The sequence below is a fragment of the Streptomyces sp. NPDC054842 genome (assembly GCF_053611025.1).
In genome coordinates this window covers 71,783-88,360 of sequence record NZ_JBSGZN010000018.1, presented here as the reverse complement: position 1 = coordinate 88,360, position 16,578 = coordinate 71,783, and the positions used below count along the sequence as shown (strand labels likewise).

General features: G+C 73.0%; 14 protein-coding genes. 8 read left to right on the top strand and 6 right to left on the bottom strand.

Annotated elements, in window-relative coordinates; all coding sequences use genetic code 11:
* Window positions 1-117 precede the first annotated feature (117 nt).
* The gene (locus tag ACWGIS_RS16670; protein ID WP_453363139.1) at window positions 118-1,056 is read left to right on the top strand and encodes an NADP-dependent oxidoreductase; all 939 of its coding nucleotides are present in this window, start codon (window positions 118-120) and stop codon (window positions 1,054-1,056) included.
* 25 nt (window positions 1,057-1,081) lie between these two features.
* Here the strand turns inward: ACWGIS_RS16670 and ACWGIS_RS16665 are convergent, their stop codons facing one another.
* The 4 genes from ACWGIS_RS16665 to ACWGIS_RS16650 all read right to left on the bottom strand — a co-directional run bounded on the left by ACWGIS_RS16665 (window position 1,082) and on the right by ACWGIS_RS16650 (window position 8,017).
* The gene (locus ACWGIS_RS16665) at window positions 1,082-2,347 is read right to left on the bottom strand and encodes a S8 family serine peptidase (RefSeq protein ID WP_453363138.1); all 1,266 of its coding nucleotides are present in this window, start codon (window positions 2,345-2,347) and stop codon (window positions 1,082-1,084) included.
* Window positions 2,344-5,661 carry a right-handed parallel beta-helix repeat-containing protein gene (locus ACWGIS_RS16660; protein ID WP_453363137.1) on the bottom strand — a complete coding sequence of 1,106 codons (3,318 nt, stop codon included), beginning with the start codon at window positions 5,659-5,661 and terminating at the stop codon, window positions 2,344-2,346. The genes ACWGIS_RS16665 and ACWGIS_RS16660 overlap by 4 nt, the downstream gene beginning before the upstream one ends.
* 143 nt (window positions 5,662-5,804) lie before the next feature.
* Window positions 5,805-7,103 (bottom strand): ricin-type beta-trefoil lectin domain protein, encoded by a 1,299-nt coding sequence (locus ACWGIS_RS16655; RefSeq protein ID WP_453363136.1) that lies wholly within the window; start codon window positions 7,101-7,103, stop codon window positions 5,805-5,807.
* A 68-nt stretch (window positions 7,104-7,171) separates the two neighbouring features.
* A complete protein-coding gene (locus ACWGIS_RS16650; protein WP_453363185.1) occupies window positions 7,172-8,017 on the bottom strand; it encodes a type VII secretion system-associated protein in 846 nt (281 codons plus the stop codon).
* 542 nt (window positions 8,018-8,559) lie between these two features.
* Between ACWGIS_RS16650 and ACWGIS_RS16645 the strand changes: the two genes are divergently transcribed.
* The 5 genes from ACWGIS_RS16645 (at window position 8,560) to ACWGIS_RS16625 (ending at window position 13,317) form a co-directional block, all read left to right on the top strand.
* Window positions 8,560-9,543, top strand: coding sequence for a mannose-binding protein (locus ACWGIS_RS16645; protein ID WP_453363135.1), 984 nt, complete (start codon window positions 8,560-8,562; stop codon window positions 9,541-9,543).
* Between the two features lie 152 nt (window positions 9,544-9,695).
* Window positions 9,696-9,989: a hypothetical protein gene (locus ACWGIS_RS16640; protein WP_453363134.1), complete on the top strand. Its 294-nt coding sequence runs from the start codon at window positions 9,696-9,698 to the stop codon at window positions 9,987-9,989.
* A gap of 12 nt (window positions 9,990-10,001) precedes the next feature.
* Window positions 10,002-10,205: a hypothetical protein gene (locus ACWGIS_RS16635; protein WP_453363133.1), complete on the top strand. Its 204-nt coding sequence runs from the start codon at window positions 10,002-10,004 to the stop codon at window positions 10,203-10,205.
* 191 nt (window positions 10,206-10,396) lie between these two features.
* Window positions 10,397-11,785, top strand: a complete 1,389-nt coding sequence (locus ACWGIS_RS16630) for a ricin-type beta-trefoil lectin domain protein (protein ID WP_453363132.1) — start codon at window positions 10,397-10,399, stop codon at window positions 11,783-11,785.
* 233 nt (window positions 11,786-12,018) lie between these two features.
* A complete protein-coding gene (locus ACWGIS_RS16625) occupies window positions 12,019-13,317 on the top strand; it encodes a ThuA domain-containing protein (protein ID WP_453363184.1) in 1,299 nt (432 codons plus the stop codon).
* Between the two features lie 211 nt (window positions 13,318-13,528).
* On the opposite strand, the gene ACWGIS_RS16620 is transcribed toward ACWGIS_RS16625, so the two are convergent.
* Window positions 13,529-14,362, bottom strand: coding sequence for a DUF1206 domain-containing protein (locus ACWGIS_RS16620; protein ID WP_453363131.1), 834 nt, complete (start codon window positions 14,360-14,362; stop codon window positions 13,529-13,531).
* Entirely contained in the window at window positions 14,359-14,757 is a 399-nt protein-coding gene (locus tag ACWGIS_RS16615; protein WP_453363130.1) for a hypothetical protein, read from the bottom strand. The genes ACWGIS_RS16620 and ACWGIS_RS16615 overlap by 4 nt, the downstream gene beginning before the upstream one ends.
* Before the next feature lie 170 nt (window positions 14,758-14,927).
* On the opposite strand from ACWGIS_RS16615, the gene ACWGIS_RS16610 reads away from it, so the two are divergent.
* On the top strand, window positions 14,928-15,851 hold the full coding sequence (locus tag ACWGIS_RS16610; protein WP_453363129.1) for a MurR/RpiR family transcriptional regulator: 924 nt from the start codon (window positions 14,928-14,930) through the stop codon (window positions 15,849-15,851).
* Between the two features lie 302 nt (window positions 15,852-16,153).
* Window positions 16,154-16,534: a hypothetical protein gene (locus tag ACWGIS_RS16605; protein ID WP_453363128.1), complete on the top strand. Its 381-nt coding sequence runs from the start codon at window positions 16,154-16,156 to the stop codon at window positions 16,532-16,534.
* The last annotated feature ends 44 nt before the right edge of the window (window positions 16,535-16,578 follow it).

The following is a 16,578-nucleotide window of genomic DNA, read 5'->3' as shown; positions in this document are numbered from 1 at the left end:
CCGCGCGATTGAGGTGCCGGCTGTCCGGAAAGGCGACCGAACCGGTGGGAACCGAGCTGCCACTCGGCTGGGGTGGAACCGCTGTGCTCCCGGATCACCGGGCCCAGAATGACCCGCATGACGACGACACGGGTGATCACACAGCGGACCATCGGCGGCTCCGACGTACTGGAACTCGCCGAGACACCCCTCCCTTCGCCGGGCCCGGGCGAGGTCCTGGTCCGGGTACGGGCCGCCGGCATGAACCCCGCGGACTGGAAGGTCCGCATCGGCAAGGTGGACTTCTTCGGCCCGCCGCCGTTCGTGCTCGGCCACGAGTACAGCGGCACCGTGGAGGCCGTCGGCGAGGGCGCCACCCGCTTCTCGGTGGGCGAGGACGTCTACGGCTGGACCCTCCCGCCACACGGCAGTCACGCCGACCACGTGGTGGTCCCCGAGGACCGGATCGCGCCCAAGCCGCGCACCCTCGACCACGTCGGCGCCGCCGCCCTGCCGATCTCCGGCTTCACCGCCTACCAGGCCCTGGTCACCCTCTCCGACGTACAGCCCGGCGGACGAGTCCTGATCCACGGCGCGGCCGGCGGGGTCGGCCACCTCGGCGTACAGATCGCCAAGGCCCGGGGCGCGTACGTCATCGGCACGGCCCGCGCCGCCAAGCACGACCACCTGCGCGGACTCGGCGCCGACGAGCTGATCGACTACACGGTGCAGGACTTCGGGGCGCTGCGCGGCATCGACGTGGTGCTGGACACCGTCAGCAACGATTACGGCCCGCGCTCGCTGCCCACCCTGGAGCCGGGCGGCGTCCTGGTCGACGTCGTCGGCGTCGGCGTGGACCGTACCGAGGTGACGGCCCGCGCCGCCGAACTCGGTATCCGGTTCGTGGAGTTCTCCCTGGAGCCCACCCCGGCCGTGCTGACCGCCTTCGCCGCATTCGTCGACACCCACGGCGTACGCCCCACGGTCTCCGAGACCTTCCCGCTCACCGAGTGCGCGAAGGCCCACGACCTCAGCCAGACCGGCCGGGTACAGGGCAAGATCGTCCTCGTGCCTTAGTACACCAGGGAGTCGGCAACAGGGTTCAGTCCTCCTCCGTCGCGCCCGCCGTCGCCGTCGCGCCCGCGCCCGCCTCCGCCGGGCGCCAGCCCCGCGCCCGGGCCCTGGGGACGGCGTAGGCCGCCCACAGCAGGGCCAGGACGCCGCCGGTGCCGGCGAGGACGAAGAGCGTGGCGCGGTCCGTGGCACGGTCGGCGGACGAGGTGTCGCGGACGCTGAGGGGAACCGCGGTCCGCCCTGAGCCGGTGGCTCCGCCCGCGCCGCCGAGGACCGTGGTGACGGCCGCGTAGGGGTCGAGCTGGGGGATGTCGGCGGGATACGCGGTCGCGGTCAGGCGGCGCGCCACGGCGGCGGGCGAGTCGCCGGGGCGGGCGGCACGCACCGCGGCGGCGGCCCCGGCGGCGTAGGCCGTGGCGACCGAGGCGCCGGCGCCGAGGTAGTGGCCGTCACCGCGCGGGCCGCCGGAGACGACCCCCGCGCCCGGCGCGGCCAAGTCGATCCCGCTCGTGGGCAGCGCGTTCTCCGGGCGTCCGCCGCCGGGGAGCATGTCGGCGACCGACAGGACGCCGGGCTCGCCGGCCGGCCAGTAGGTGCGGGCCGGGATCTCGTCGGTGCCGCTCCGCGGCGGGTCCGGGGTGGCCGCGGCCACCACCACCGCGCCAGCCTCCCGGGCCTCGGCCACCGCCCGGCTCAACTCGGCGTCACGGCGCGGCAGGGCCACCGCGACCGCGATCACCCCGGCCTCCGCCTCGGTCGCCTCGCGCACCGCCGCCGTGACCAGGGCCGCGCTGGCCCGGCCGCGGGTGTCGGTGCCGCGCAGGGCGAGGATCTCCGCGCCCGGGGCGACCCCGGTCAGCGGCGCGTCACCCTCGCCGGTGCCCGCGACGAGCCCGGCCAGGAAGGTGCCGTGCCCGACGCAGTCCTCGGCGGCGGCGCCGGGGGCGGTGACCCGGCCGTCCAGTCCGGCGGCGTCCGGATCGACGCCCGTGTCGATCAGGGCGACGGTCACCCCCGCACCGGTGCTGTAGCCGTGCAGCCGGTCCAGGTCGAGGCGCTGGCGCGACCAGTCCTGCTTCCTGGCCTTCTCACGGGAGGCGGGCGTGCAGTCCTGCGCCCCGGAGCCGGCGGCGAGCGCCGAGGGCATGCCGGGCAGTTCCTGGCCCTTCTTCCCGTCGGCCGACGGGGGCCGGGACGGGAGCGCCGGGGAGGGCCCGGCCGCGGGCAGCACCAGCGCGGCGGCGAGGCCCGTGCAGGACAGCAGGCGGGCGACCCCGCGGGTGGACGTTCTCACCGGGGGGCCACCTTCGGTGCCGCGGACACGATGTCCTCGGGGAGCAGGATGCGCAGGTCGTCGAGCGTGGGCGCGGCCAGTGAACTGAGCCGCCCAGCCTGGCGGGTGACCATCGACTCGACCACCTGGCGGGCCAGCCGGGCGTTGCCGAAGGAGCGGTCCCGGGGCAGCGAGTCGAAGTACTCCTTGAGCAGCGGGCCGGTGCCGGGTCCGCACTCGTAGCCCATGCCCGCCGCCTGGGCGCGGACGATGGTGACGAGTTCCTCGGAGGAGTAGTCGGCGAAGCCGATCCGGCGCGGGAAGCGGGAGGACAGGCCCGGGTTGGAGGCGAGGAAACGCTCCATCTCGTCGGTGTAGCCGGCGACGATGACGACCACTTCGTCGCGGTGGTCCTCCATCAGCTTCAGCAGGGTGTCCACCGCCTCCTGCCCGAAGTCGGCGCCGCCGCCGCGCGGGGTGAGGGTGTACGCCTCGTCGATGAACAGGACGCCGCCGCGGGCCCGTTCGAAGACCTCGCGGGTGAGCTGGGCGGTGTGGCCGATGTAGCGGCCGACCAGGTCCGCGCGGGCCGCCTCGACCAACTGCCCCCGGTCCAGGATGCCGAGCTGGCTCAGGATCTCCCCGTACAGCCGCGCGACGGTGGTCTTGCCGGTGCCGGGCGGCCCGGTGAAGACCAGGTGGTTGCTCAGCGAGGGCACCGGCAGGCCGGCGGCGGCGCGGTGGCGGGCGGTGGTGATGAGGTTGACCAGGTCCGCGACCTCGCGCTTCACCTCGGCCAGGCCGATCATGTCGCCGAGACGGGTCAGCGGGTCGTCGGCCGGAGCGGTGGTCTGCGTCGCCTGCGCCGCCGCGGTGGCGGAGACGTCCTCCGGCAGCAGCAGCCGCAGATCGTGCTCACCGACCTGCGGCAGCGAGGCGAGCCGGACCGCCTGCCGGTCCACCATCTCCTCGAACACCCCGCGTGCGGCACGGCCGTTGCCGAACCCGCTGTCGCGCGGCATCGCCTCGAAGTGCGCGGCCAGCGCGGCCGCGGTGCCCTCGCCCAGCTCGTACTGGTGCTGGGCGCACATGTTCTCCATGATCGCGACCAGTTCGGGCACCGAGTAGTTCTCGAACTCCACGGTCCGCGAGAAGCGGGACGCCAGACCGGGGTTGGAGCCCAGGAACGACTCCATCTCACGGGAGTACCCGGCCGCGACCACCACCACGTCGTCGCGGTGGTCCTCCATCAGCTTCAGCAGGGTGTCCACGGCCTCGCGGCCGAAGTCGGCGCCGCCGTTGCCGCTGTCCGAGGCGAGGGTGTACGCCTCGTCGATGAACAGCACACCGCCGAGCGCTCGTTGAAAGGTCTCGGTCGTCTTGATGGCCGTGCCGCCGACGACCTGCGCGACGAGGTCGGCGCGGGAGACCTCGACGAGGTGTCCGCTGCGCAGCGAACCCAGTTCGGCGAGGATCGCCCCGTACAGGCGGGCCACCGTCGTCTTTCCGGTGCCGGGCGGACCGGCGAAGATCAGGTGCCGGCTCATCGGCGGTGCGGACATGCCGAGTTGCTCGCGGCGCTGGGCGAGCTGGGTCAGGTTGACCAGGGTGCGCACCTGCTGCTTGACGTTCTCCAGGCCGATCAGCGCGTTGAGGGCGCCGAGCGGGCCGTCGGCGCGGTCCGGCGGGGGCGCGTCCGCGGCGCCGGACCCGGCCGGGTCGGTGTTCTCGGCGCTGCCGGAACCCCAGGCGTCCCGCTTGCCGTTGCCGGTGCTGTTGAGGCCGTCCACGGCCAGCCGGTCGCCGGGCGCGGTCTGCACCAGGCCGCCGCCCTCGTTCTCCCGGGCGAGGCAGTTGACCAGGGAGACCGGCGCGGTGGATTCCACCCGGAAGCCGTCCTGGGCGCCACCCGAGACCTCGCAGCCGCTGAGCGAGGCGAGCGCGCCCTCACGGAGCAGGAACCCGTGCCCCCGCGCGGCGTGCACGGAGGTGCGGTTGGCGGTCAGTTCACCGCCGGCCGCGACGACCACACCGTCCTCGCCGGATATCTCGACGCGGAAGTCGCGCACGGTGACGTTGCCGCCGTCCTCCACGACCAGTCCGCTGGTGGCCGTGTCGGAGACGCCGCCCCCGGCCAGGTAGAGCGTGCTGCCGGCAGCCACGCGCACCCCGGCGCCCGTCGGCCGGACGACCTCGCAGTCCTCGACCCGGCCGCGGGCGTCCTTGGCGGCCGAGATGCCGTCACCGGCGGGCTCCACCAGGCGGGCCCGGCGCAGCAGCGGGTTGGCGCCGCCGCGCACCGCGACGGCGGGCGAGCCGCCGATCACTTCGAGGCGGTCCAGCTCCGCCGCCGAGTCCTCCTCCAGGAGGAGTCCCGTCTGCTCGCAGTCGCGGACCGTCAGGCCGGTCAGGGCCGGGGAGGCGGCCCCGGCGACCCGCAGCGCCGCCCCCTGCGCGCCGTCCACCCAGCAGTCCTCGAAGGTGCCGCGCGCCCGGTCGGTGACCAGCACGCCGTGTCCGCGGGTGCGCGAGACGCGGCAGCGGCGCAGCACCGGGTCGGTGCCCCGGGCGAGGGTGATCCCGTTCCCGGACGCCCCGGTCACGCGGACGTCCTCCAGCGTCGTACGGCCCGTGCTGCTGAGGTGCACGCCGGTGCTGGTGTCGTGCACGACGGTGCGGACCACGGAGAGCGAGGAGTTCGCCTCCAGGGCGATGGAGGGCTTGTCGGTGGAGGAGATGTCGCAGTCCTCGACCGTGCCGCGGGAGTCGTCGTTGGCGAGCAGCCCGTTGCCCCGGGCGTCGCGCACCGTGCAGCCCCGGACGCGCGCCTCGCCCTGCTCCGCGAGGACCAGGCCGCTGGTGCCCAGGTGCTCGAAGGTGCAGGACTCCACGGTGGTGGGCGTGGTCGAGGTGACCACGATGCCGGCTCCCTGCGCGTTGCTGATCCGGCACTCCCGCAGCGCGAGCGAGCCCGTTCCGCCGGCCAGCAGCGCGGTCCAGGCGGCTCCGACGATCTCGCAGCCGTCGAGCGCGGCCTGTCCGCGCCGCACGTCCACGGCCGGCAGTTCGGCGTCGCCGCCGCGCAGCGTCAGTTCGGAGAGCATCACGGCGTCGGCGCGCAGCGCGATCACGCTGCCCGAGCGCGGCCGGATCTCGACCGTTCCCCGCCCTTCGGCGGCGGTGAGGGTGACCCTGGTGTTGATCACCAGGTTCTCCGCGTACGTGCCGGGCCGGACGCTGATGAGTGCGCCGGTCCGGGCAGCCGCGAGTGCCTCACCGATCGTCCGGTAGCGGTCCCGGTCTCCCGGGCCGACCGACAGTACCTGGCGCGCCACGCACCGACCTCCTTGCCACGGGGGCGTCTTCAGTGAACGTCCCCCTTCTCGGGGGCGTGTGCCGGCGAGCCGACGGTGCCATCATGCCCCGCCCGCGAGACGGAGGGACATCGGGAGTGCGGTCCCGCCCGGCGGGCGTGCGGTCACGCGCTCCACTTCTGGTTGTCGGTCCCGGCGCAGCTCCACAGCTGGAGCCGCGCCCCGTTCCCCCTGTCGTTGTCCTTGATGTCGACGCACTTGCCGACGACGGTGTTGACCAGGTCGTGGCTGGCGTTGAGGACGAACTTCTGGGCGTTGTTGTCGCTGCACCAGGCGATCTGGATGGGCGTGCCGTCGTTGTAGTCGGCGCCGGCCACGTCCAGGCAGAGGCCCCCCTTGGTCCGGACGGTGCCGTCGGACGCGAACTGCCACTTCTGCGCGGCGCTGCCGTTGCAGTCCCACACGACGAGCTGCTTGCCGTCCGAGAAGTCGCCGTCCGGTACGTCGACGCAGCGGCCAGAGAGGTGGCTGTGCAGCGAGACGGGTGCCCCGAGGGTGACGCCCGAACCGGCTTTCGCCGGCTGGTCGTCGCCGCTGTCGGCGCCGGTCCCGCCGTCCCGCTTCGTCGGCTGTTCCTTCTCGGCGGTGCCCTTCGCGCCGGTTCGCTCCGGGGCCTTCGCGGCGGCGGACGCGGACCCCTTCTTCTCCGGCTTCTTCCGCTTGTCGCCGGAGTCCTTGGCGTCGGCGCCCGGGGAACGGGTGCTGGGTGTGGCGGCCGCGAACTCGCCCGGCGCCTCCTGGGCGTCGCCGCCGAGGACGGTTCCGGCCGACGCGGGCCCCTTGCGGTCCTTGTCGTCGTTGCCGCCGAGCATCAGCAGGGGCACCGACACGAGCAGCGCGCCCGCGACGGCCGCTCCCGCCAGCACCGCCCTGCCGGGCCGCCCCACCGGCCGGGCCTCCTGCTCCGGCCGGTCGATCGCGGTCGCGGTCATCGTCCGTACGAGCGCGGGCAGCCGGCTCTTGGCCGCCGCGGCGGCACCGGGATCGCTCTCGGCGTCGGGCTCCGCGGCCCGGCCCGGGACGGCCGCCCCCTCGGCCTCACCGGTCTCCGTACGGGCACCGGGTTCCGCTGCGGCCGTCGTGACTCCCGAAGCCGGGTCGCCTGCGACGGTGTTCGCGGTGGACGTGCCTGTGCCACCTTCGCCGGTGTACGCGCCGGACGTACCGGTCCCGCCTTCGCCGGTGTTCGCGGCGAACGTACCGATGCCACCTTCATCGGTGTTCGCGGCGGACGTGCCGGTGCCGCCTTCGCTTTCGGCGGCGGCCGTCGTCTCGGCCGGCTCGGAGTCGGGCTCGGGTTCACCGGTCCGCGTGGGGGCCGTGCCGCCCTCGGCGCCCGCCGCGACCGGGGTCTCCTCCGGCTCGGAGCCCGGCGCGGGCACCCCGGTGGCGGCGGTGGTCACGGCCGGCTCCTCGCCGTCCGCCGCGGACGCGGCACGCGGGGAGGTGGGGGGTTGCTGGGCCGAACGTGTCACGTGGTCCTCCCGGTGGCGTGGGGCCAGGGTCGAGCGGGGTCGTCGTCGGGGGATGAGACCGCGGGGCCGGCCGGGGCCCCGGTGCCGGCCGCGCCGTCGTCGCTCCCGGCGTCGACGGCTCCGGTCGCGGGTGCTGGTTCTGGTGCTGGTGCTGGTGCTGGTGCAACTCCCGCCGCCCGTACGGGGTCGAGCAGGCTGTCCGCCGGTACGAGCAGGGGCGCCGCGGCCCCGGGGTTGGCGAGCAAGTGGGTGCCGGAACCGCTCAGTGAACGGGCCAGGTCCCCGGCCGGCAGCGTGCCGTGCCGAAGTGCCGGGGACATGAACGCGTGGACCGGTGAGGTGAACAACAGCACCACCGGCGTGCCGTCTTGGCCTGCCGCCGTGAGCGGGCGGCCGTCCGCCCCGCTCACCACGGTGACCTCGGCGTCCGCGAGCGCCGCGATCGCCTCGTCCACCGAGCCGTAGCCGGTGGCGGCGCGCTGGGCCGCCGCGTCCACGGGGTCGGTGGGTTCGGGCCAGCCGAGGACGCGCGCCGAGGGCCGGTAGGCGGGGTTGGCCCGGTAGTCGCCCACGCCGCCGCTCTCGTCCGACTGCCACTCCCCCACCACGGCCCACTCCGGCGGGGTCCGCTCCTCGGTCCACTCCGGGTCGACGACGCCGATCCAGTGCCCCGGTGCCCGGCGGGCGGCGTCCCACACGGCCTCGGGTATCTCGGGAGCGTCGGCGCTCCCGCCCGGCTCGGGGGCCTCGGCCACGAGTGGCTCGGGGGCGGTGGGGCCGGCCGCGTCGGGCACCGCGGACGGGGCGTCATGCCTGCCCTCTTGCCGGTCTCCGGGCCGCATCTTCACCTGAACTCTTCGGTCCGTACGGGGTTTTGGGTGCCGCGCCGGAGGCGCGCACGCCGACACTGATCAGATCGGGGAGCCAACAGGATGCCACACACGCCCCTTCCGTATGCGCCAAGGAAGGGCCCGTATGGGGTCTCTCACGTGCCCGTTTCCTGCCCGTTCGGAGAACTTTCCGGGAGCAGTGAGGCGTGGGGGGACAAAGCGGCGTGGCCTTCGGGACGGCCGGTGCTGCTGTCGCCCTTGTGACGGGCTAAGTTGGGTACGCCAGCGGGCCCGTCGAACATGCACGCGCCTTCCGCCCGGACGTCCAAGCCAGGTCCGTACGGGGGGACTTCGCGGTTCGGAGGGCCTCGGACCGGCCGCGGCCGCCACCGTGGACGGACCGGCGCGCCCGGCGAAGACCGGACCGGGCCGAACCGGCGCAGCCCGACGCGCACGTGACCGATGCCCGCCGAGCGAACCGGTGTTCACCGGCCCGCCCGCCGCGCGGGTCCGTGCCCGCCACCGACAGCTCCGCCACCGAGGAGGAGTACCGCATGTCCCCCACGCCCCAGACCCCCGGCGCGAACGCGGAGGCGGCCGCCGCCCGCGCGGCGGAGGCAGGGTCCCCGCCCCCGTCCCCGGCGCCGGACGAGCAGGCCCCGAGCGTGGCCGCCGCCCCCGAGGCGGAGTCCGGAAGCACCCCGGAGACCGAGGGGACCGCCACCGGGCCCGCGTCCCCGGCCGCCCCCGCACCGTCGGGCACCCCGGCCGCCGCCGAGCCCGCCGAGGAGCCCGACGAGGGTGCCGCCACGGCGGTGGCCGTCGCGGCGACGCCGCCGGACGTCACGTCCGAGACCGGTGTCGGCACCGGGCGCCCCCGCAAGCCGGTCCTGGCGGGTGCGGCGATCGCCGGCGCCGTCCTGGTGGCCATCCCGCTGCTGCTGGCGGGCAGCGCGGACGACGAGCGTCCCGGCTCGGCCAAGGGGCTGGCCGCGGGCTCCGACACCGTCCTGAACGCCAGCTCCGCGCCCGCCGCGCTCGACGACTACGTGGCGGAGAAGCCCAGCGTGTCACCGAGCCGCAAGAAGCCGAAGAAGAGCGAGGCCCCGAAGGCCGCCGTCGCTCCGCCGGCGCCCTCGCCGTCGGTGAAGCCGAGCAAGTCACCCGAGAAGAAGCCGAAGGCGGAGACCAAGCCCAAGGCGGACCCGAAGCCGAACTGGGGCACCAGGACCGTCTATGCGACCAGCGTCCTGCGGGTCGGGCAGTCCTGGTCCACCAACCGCATCCGCATGATCATGCAGACCGACGGCAACCTGGTCGTCTACAACGAGCACAACAAGGCGATCTGGGCGTCCATGACCTTCGGGTCCGACCACCGGGCGATCTTCCAGCAGGACGGCAACCTCGTCATCCACAACGGCGACGACCGTCCCATCTGGGCCTCCCGCAGCCACGGCCACGAGAACGCCCAGCTCGTCCTGCGCGCGGACGGCAAGGTGGTGATCCTGCACAACGGCGGGGTGGTCTGGTCGACCTGACGCGGTGCCGGGTCCGGTCGCCGGCCTCGGCCACGCGCAGCACACCGCGCGGACCGCGAGACGACCACCGGACCCGCCTGCCCGCCGTGCCTCCACGCCGGGGCCCGCGAAGGCCACCGCGTGAACGTGTCCCGCGGCGGCGAGGAGGAGCGTTGAACACCCGACGCCGCACCCACCTCGTCGCGGTCCTCGTGACCGGCGGCCTCCTCGCCTCCTGCACCGGATCGGACGGGGACGACCACCGCGCGGCCGAGGGACGCGACCGGCACTGGGACAAGGAAGCGGGCGCGGCCGAGGCTTCCGCGTTCATGCGTGGGGCGGTGCCCGAGGACGCCACCGGGACCGGGGGCGCCGTCCGGATCAATCCGCAGCAGGACGTCCACCCGCTCTCCTTCGTCACCAGCGGCAGAAAGGGCGAGCGCATCGCGGCCGATCTGGGCTCCTGACAGTCCCTGTAGGTGAGGACGAAGGACGTCGCCCCGCAAGGGCGGCGTTCCGGCCATCTCGGGCTGACCGAACCCCAGGCCCTGGACCGTCCCCGCTGGGCCGGGGTCCGCCCTCCGTGCGTGGGGGACGAGCGCGGCGGAGGTGTGCAGTGGATCGACGTCTACGTCGAGACGCTGGACGGCGGCCGGGCGGGGGTCCACCTCCAGGCGTTCTGAGCCGCCCTTCAACTCCTCGCGCCGCCAGGCCTGTTCCCGGGACCCTTCGCTTCACCTCTTGACGTGTCTGGTTCAGACCTTTAGGTTCACCGATCACCAAGCCTCCACGAATGCGCTCGATGTTCATGTACGTGAACTCCATGTACATGAACTCCCCCACCGTCAGCCACCAGTGAAGGGCCGTGATCCCTATGGCCGGACGTTCCCGCGCGCGCTCGACCGCGCTCCGTGTCACCCTCTCGACAGCAGCCCTGACCCTGTCGGCAGGCGCTCTCACCGTGTCGCCCGCGGCAGCCGCGACCGGCACCGTCACCGGGCTCGGCGGCAAGTGCCTCGACGTCGCCGGGGCAAGTACCGCCAACGGCACCGCCGTTCAGATCTACGACTGCAACGGCACGACCGCCCAGCAGTGGACGGTGGGCTCCGACCAGACGATCCGGGCGCTGGGCAAGTGCCTCGACATCACCGGCAACTCCACGGCCGACGGGGCCAAGTTGCAACTGTGGGACTGCACGGGCGGCGCCAACCAGAGGTGGACGGTCACCGCGGCCCGCGACATCGTCAACCCGCAGGCCGACAAGTGCCTGGACGTCACCGGCAACACCTCGGCCAACGGCACCCCCGTGCAGCTGTGGAGCTGTACTGGCGCCGCCAACCAGAAGTGGACCGCGCCCGCCGCCGGCGGTGGCGGCACGACCCCCTCCGCACCGATGGCCGTCGCCCCGTACCTCTACAACGGCTGGGGAAGCCCGCCCAACCCGGCCACCGTCATGAACGCCACCGGGGTCAAGTGGTTCACGCTGGCCTTCGTCCTCAGCAACGGCTACTGCAACCCGCAGTGGGACGGCGGCCGCCCGCTGACCGGCGGCGTCGACCAGCAGACCGTCAACACCGTGCGGGCGAACGGCGGCGACGTCATCCCGTCCTTCGGCGGCTACAGCGGCAACAAGCTGGAGAGCTCCTGCTCCAGCGCCGGCGAACTCGCTTCCGCCTACCAGAAGGTCATCGACACCTACGGGCTGAAGGCCATCGACATCGACCTGGAGGCCGACGCCTACAGCAACGGCACCGTCCAGCAGCGGACCGTGGACGCGCTCAAGACCGTCAAGGCCAGAAACCCCGGCATCAAGGTGTACGTCACCATCGGCACCGGCCAGAGCGGTCCCGACACGAGCCTGATCAAGCGGGCCGCCGCCTCCGGCCTGACCGTCGACAGCTGGACCATCATGCCGTTCGACTTCGGCGGCGCCGGCCAGAACATGGGGACGCTCACCCTGCGGGCCGCCGAGGGCCTCAAATCAGCGCTCAAGAGCGCGTACGGCTACAGCGACGACCAGGCCTACCGCGGCATGGGCATCTCGTCCATGAACGGCATCACCGACGTCAACGAGACCGTCACCCCCGCCGACTTCCAGACGATCCTCGGCTACGCGCAGCAGCACCACCTGGCCCGCCTGACCTTCTGGTCAGCCAACCGCGACCGGCCCTGCCCCGGCGCCTACCCGAACGACGACACCTGCTCGGGCGTGGCCCAGACCCCGTGGCAGTTCACGAGCATCTTCGCCAAGTACACCGGCTGAGCGCACGGTTCACGCTCCCCACCCCCCCACCTCACAGGAGTAGCCGTGCCCAGATCGACGCGAGAACCCGGCCACCGCCGGACATCAGGACTGATCGGCGTCTGCGCCCTCGTGGCTGCCACCGCGACCGGAGTGGCGCCCGCCGCACCGGCCCGGGCCACCACCGCTGCTACTACCGCCGCGATGCCCATGGTGAGTCACCCGTGAGCCGCACCGAAGGGACCGATGCCCCGATGTCCGCGACCGGATCCGTACCGGCCCGCGCCGCACTGCGCGTGCTGCTCCTGCTGGCCACCCTCCTCGGCCTGGCGGTGACACCCGTCCACGCGGCTCCCGCCGCTCCCGCGGCGACACCCTTCAAGGTGCTGGCGCTCTACAGCGGCACCTACGACGCGGCGCACATCGACTTCGTCAAGGAGGCGAACGACTGGTTCCCGCGCCAGGCGGCGGCGAACGGCTTCACCTACACGCCCAGCACCGACTGGAACCTGCTGAGCAACGGCGGCGTGAACGCCTACCAGGTCGTCCTGTTCCTCGACGACGCGCCGGGGACCGCGGCCCAACGGGCCGGTTTCGAGCAGTACATGCGAGGTGGCGGCGCCTGGATGGGCTTCCACGTGGCCGCGTTCACGACCGACGCCGCCGCCTGGCCCTGGTATCACAACCAGTTCCTCGGCAGCGGCGACTTCAAGTCCAACACCTGGGGCCCGACCAGCGCGAAGCTCAAGGTCGAGAACGGCACCCACGCCGCCACCAGGAACCTGCCGGCCGGCTTCACCTCGTCGGTCAGCGAGTGGTACAGCTGGACCAACGACCTGCGGCAGAACCCGGACATCAAGGTCCTGGCCTCCGTCGACCCCGGCAGCTTCCCCCTGGGCACCGACCCCGACCAGTCCTGGTACAGCGGCTACTACCCGATCCTGTGGACCAACGCCCGCTACCGGATGCTGTACGCGAACTTCGGGCACAACGCGATGAACTACGCGACCAACACGCGTCTGTCCTCGACGTTCGCGAGCGAGACCCAGAACCGGTTCCTGCTGGACGGGCTGAAGTGGCTCGGCGGCGCCGACCCGGCGACGCCCCCGGCGGACGGCATCTCCGAGACCACCTGGTACTCCCTGACGAACCAGGCCAACGGCACCTGTGTGGACACCCGTTCCGCCGCCACGGCGAACGGCACCGCCGTCCAGCAGTACACCTGCAACGGCACGCAGGCGCAGCAGTTCCAGTTCCGTACCACGGACAGCGGCTACACGCGGATCGCCGTCCGGGGCAACCCGCAGCAGGTGATCGACGTGGTCGACCGCTCCACGGCGGACAACGCGCCTCTCCAGCTCTGGAGTTGGTCCAGCGGGACGAACCAGCAGTGGCGTCCCGTGAAGGAGAGCAGCGGGCGGTACCACTTCGTCGCCCGGCACAGCGGCAAGTGCCTGAGCGCGGCCTCGACCGCGGCGAACAGCGTCCAGCTGACCCAGCGGACGTGTGACGACTCCTCGGTGCAGAGCTTCGCCCTGACCGCGCAACCCTGACCGCGCTGCCCCGACCGATCGGACCGGTGCCCCCGCCGCCACCGTGCGACGGGGGCACCGGCGCGTCCGTCACCAGCCGTGCGGGCGCTGGTGAGGGAACGTCAGTTGGCAATGCCAGCGCGGGAGTTGAGGACACAAGGGGCTCGTGACGCCGAACGGCCGGCCCCCGTTGAGCGGGAGCCGGCCGTGTGCCGCTGTTCCTGGTGGGTCGTCAGACCCTGCGCCAGCGGGCCATCGCGAAGGAGAACACCCCGAACAGGACGAGACCCGCGGCGACACACGCCAGCAGCCAGGGTCCGACGGGGGTCTCGGCGAACGACCTCAGCGTGTCGTCCAGCCCCTTGGCCTTGTCGGGCTCGTAGGCGACCGCCGCCCGTACCGCGAACGCACCGGCGACGGCGAACACCACGCCGCGCGTCGCCCCGCCGCCCACACCGGAGATGTCGACCACTCGGCGCGTCGAACGGGACATCTCACCGAGCTTCATGTGCTTGTGGTACTTGCGCATCACGGCCCGCGCGGCGATCCACACACCGGCACCGATGATGCCCACGCCGCCGGCGCCCACGATCCACTGCCCGCCGGGCATTTCCAGCACCCGGGCCGTCACGTCCCGGGACTGCTTGTCGCTGGACTGCCCGCCGCCCGAGCCCGCGGCGAAGGACAGCACCGAGTAGGCGACGAACGCGTAGAAGACGCAGCGTGCCGCCGACATGAGCCGCTTGCGCCAGGAGCGGCCGTTCTCGCCGACCGCTCCGAAGACCGCCTCGGACAGCCGCCAGAGCGCCATGCCGACGAGGCCGGCGCCCAGGATCCACAGCAGCGCCGCCCCGAAGGGCTGCGCGGCTATCTCCTCCAGCGCACCGCTGCGGTCCGCCTGGCGGTGCCCTTCACCGAAGGCGATCTGCAGCGCCAGCACGCCGACCAGCAGATAGATCACACCACGTGCGGCCAGTCCTGCCTTGGCGGCGGTCTCCGTCGCCGAACCGGTCGCTGCTCGTCGGACGCGGAATCGCCCTCCCCTTGCCACCGCGTCCGCGTTCATATGGCGCTGTTCCCGGACTCAGGCTTGTTCTCCAGGCGCAGCTGGACCTCGACCTCCTGGTCACCGGCCTCTCCGCCCACCTGGTGCACGGTGAACGCCTCGGCGAGGGCCTCACGCAGGTGCTTGACCGCGAGAGGACCGCCCTGGACCTCCGCGGTCACCGGCGCGGAGAGCTGCGCGGGCGGCACGGGGGTGTCTCCGGACGGGCCGGAGGTGTCGAAGGTGCCGGTCCAGATCGTGGGCCGGTTCCCCTCGGTCTCATGGGGCTCGTCCTCGGCACAGCGGTCCGAGGAGAAGCGGCTGCACAGTGCGGCGAACAGTCTCCCGGCGTCGGCCGCGGAGCAGTCGCTGAGCACCACCTGTACCTGTGATGCGGCCAGCGGACTCGTACTCATCGAAAACCTTCTTCCTCTCGCCTGCGCACAGACGCGTTCGTGGTGACACGGGTACCCCGCGGGTGGCGGTGAAACGGGTTGGCGGCCACCTGCTTGTGGCCGTACCCGCCCAGGTCAGCACGGACAGTGAGCTATGTTGAGTCCTCGTGGGACACGAAGGAGGCGGCCCGGTGCCATCGCCGCAGCAGGCACGCGCGCAGGCATCTGCGATCACCTCGGGCAGGACGGCACCGGAGGCGGGCGCGGCCCCGACCTCCCAGCTCAGGGAGCTGTTCGACGGCCCCCGGCTCTCGCCCGGGCAGCGGCGCATCGCCCAGTACCTGATCGAGCACATCACCGAGGCGGCCTTCCTGTCGATCACCGATCTCGCGGAGCGGGTGGGGGTCAGCCAGCCCTCGGTGACCCGCTTCGCCGCGGCGGTCGGCTTCAGCGGTTACCCGGCGTTGCGGGAGCGGCTCCAGGCGATCGCGCTCGCCACGCTCGGCAGCACGCCGGCCACGCCCGCGGAGAACCGGAGCAACGAGCTGCAGGCGGCGGTGGACGCCGAGATCGAGAACCTGGAGAACCTGCGCCGCGACTTCGCGGACCCCGACCGGGTGATCGACGTCGGGCGCGCGCTGTCGCGCTCGACCCCGCTGACCGTGCTGGGCCTGCGGATCTCGGTGTCGCTGGCCGAGTACTTCGCGTACGCCGCGCGGCGCATCCACCCGGACGTGCGGCTGGTGACCCGGGGCGGCAGCGTCGCGTACGACGCCCTGCTCCAGTCGCGGGAGGCGGGCGGCACCTGGGTGCTGGCCTTCGCCATGCCCCGGCACGCCCAGGAGACGCTCACGGCGGTGCAGGTGGCGCGCCGGGCCGGGCTGCGGGTCGCGCTGGTCACCGACCTGGCGCTGGGTCCGCTGGCCGACGAGGCCGACGTCACTTTCGCCACCGGGACGGGCTCCCGGCTGGTCTTCGACTCCTACGCGGCCCCCGTGGTGATGTCCTCCGCCCTGCTCCAGGCCATGACCGACGCCGACCCGGAGCGGACGCAGGGCCGCCTGGAGGAGTACGAGCAGATCGCCGAGGAGCACCATTTCTTCCTGAGGGACTGACGGCACGGCACGGTGCGTGACCATGTCATCACTGGACTATTCGTCCCATATCGCGCATGAATTTTTTCATGTCCTTGCGTATCCGGCGGTATATATAAATACTCCTTGCGGATCGTGACCCCAGAGGCCTCCGGGGTCGCGTCCGACGATCACCCGGGGCCGTCCGCTCCTACCCAACGGGTTCCGGGTGCTCGGAACGGGACTCGTTCACGAGTGCCGTGGCGGCGGCCCCGGTCATCCCCTAGGTCGGGGCCGCCCCAGAACCCGCACCGAGCCGCCGACGTCCCCCGGAAGCGAAGAACATGGCCCTGACTTACTCGCCGATCAGTACGGACTGGCCGTGCCAGGTCAAGAATCCCGGCAGCTACGACTGGGAGAGGTCGGCCGCCAAGTGGCTGCGCGACCTGGTGCCGGCCCGCTACGCCAGCTACCCGGCGCTCATGCGCCACCCCGTACTGCTCGCCCGCCACGCGCAGATCCAGGTGCAGCACGAGATCCGGGTCGCGCGGACCGCCCTGCAGACCGCGCGCGCCGAACTCCCGGCCCTCGGCATCCCCGAGTCCGTCATCGAGCACACCATCAAGATGTACGCGGCCGAGGTCCGCCAGCTGCACCACATCGCCCGCAGCATCAGGGCCGTCAGCCAGGCCCTCGTCGACGGCGGCGCCGCCCGCTCCCACTGACCGCGTCCCGCCCGGGGGCGCGCCGGTGCATGACCGGCGCCGCC

What these genes read in the sequence shown, in the direction of transcription:
- ACWGIS_RS16670 (WP_453363139.1), top strand. Translation starts at nt 118, where the DNA reads ATGACGACGACACGGGTGATCACACAGCGGACCATCGGCGGCTCCGAC.
- ACWGIS_RS16650 (WP_453363185.1), bottom strand. Translation starts at nt 8,017, where the DNA reads ATGCGGCCCGGAGACCGGCAAGAGGGCAGGCATGACGCCCCGTCCGCG.
- ACWGIS_RS16645 (WP_453363135.1), top strand. Translation starts at nt 8,560, where the DNA reads ATGTCCCCCACGCCCCAGACCCCCGGCGCGAACGCGGAGGCGGCCGCC.
- ACWGIS_RS16630 (WP_453363132.1), top strand. Translation starts at nt 10,397, where the DNA reads ATGGCCGGACGTTCCCGCGCGCGCTCGACCGCGCTCCGTGTCACCCTC.
- ACWGIS_RS16625 (WP_453363184.1), top strand. Translation starts at nt 12,019, where the DNA reads ATGTCCGCGACCGGATCCGTACCGGCCCGCGCCGCACTGCGCGTGCTG.
- ACWGIS_RS16620 (WP_453363131.1), bottom strand. Translation starts at nt 14,362, where the DNA reads ATGAACGCGGACGCGGTGGCAAGGGGAGGGCGATTCCGCGTCCGACGA.
- ACWGIS_RS16615 (WP_453363130.1), bottom strand. Translation starts at nt 14,757, where the DNA reads ATGAGTACGAGTCCGCTGGCCGCATCACAGGTACAGGTGGTGCTCAGC.
- ACWGIS_RS16605 (WP_453363128.1), top strand. Translation starts at nt 16,154, where the DNA reads ATGGCCCTGACTTACTCGCCGATCAGTACGGACTGGCCGTGCCAGGTC.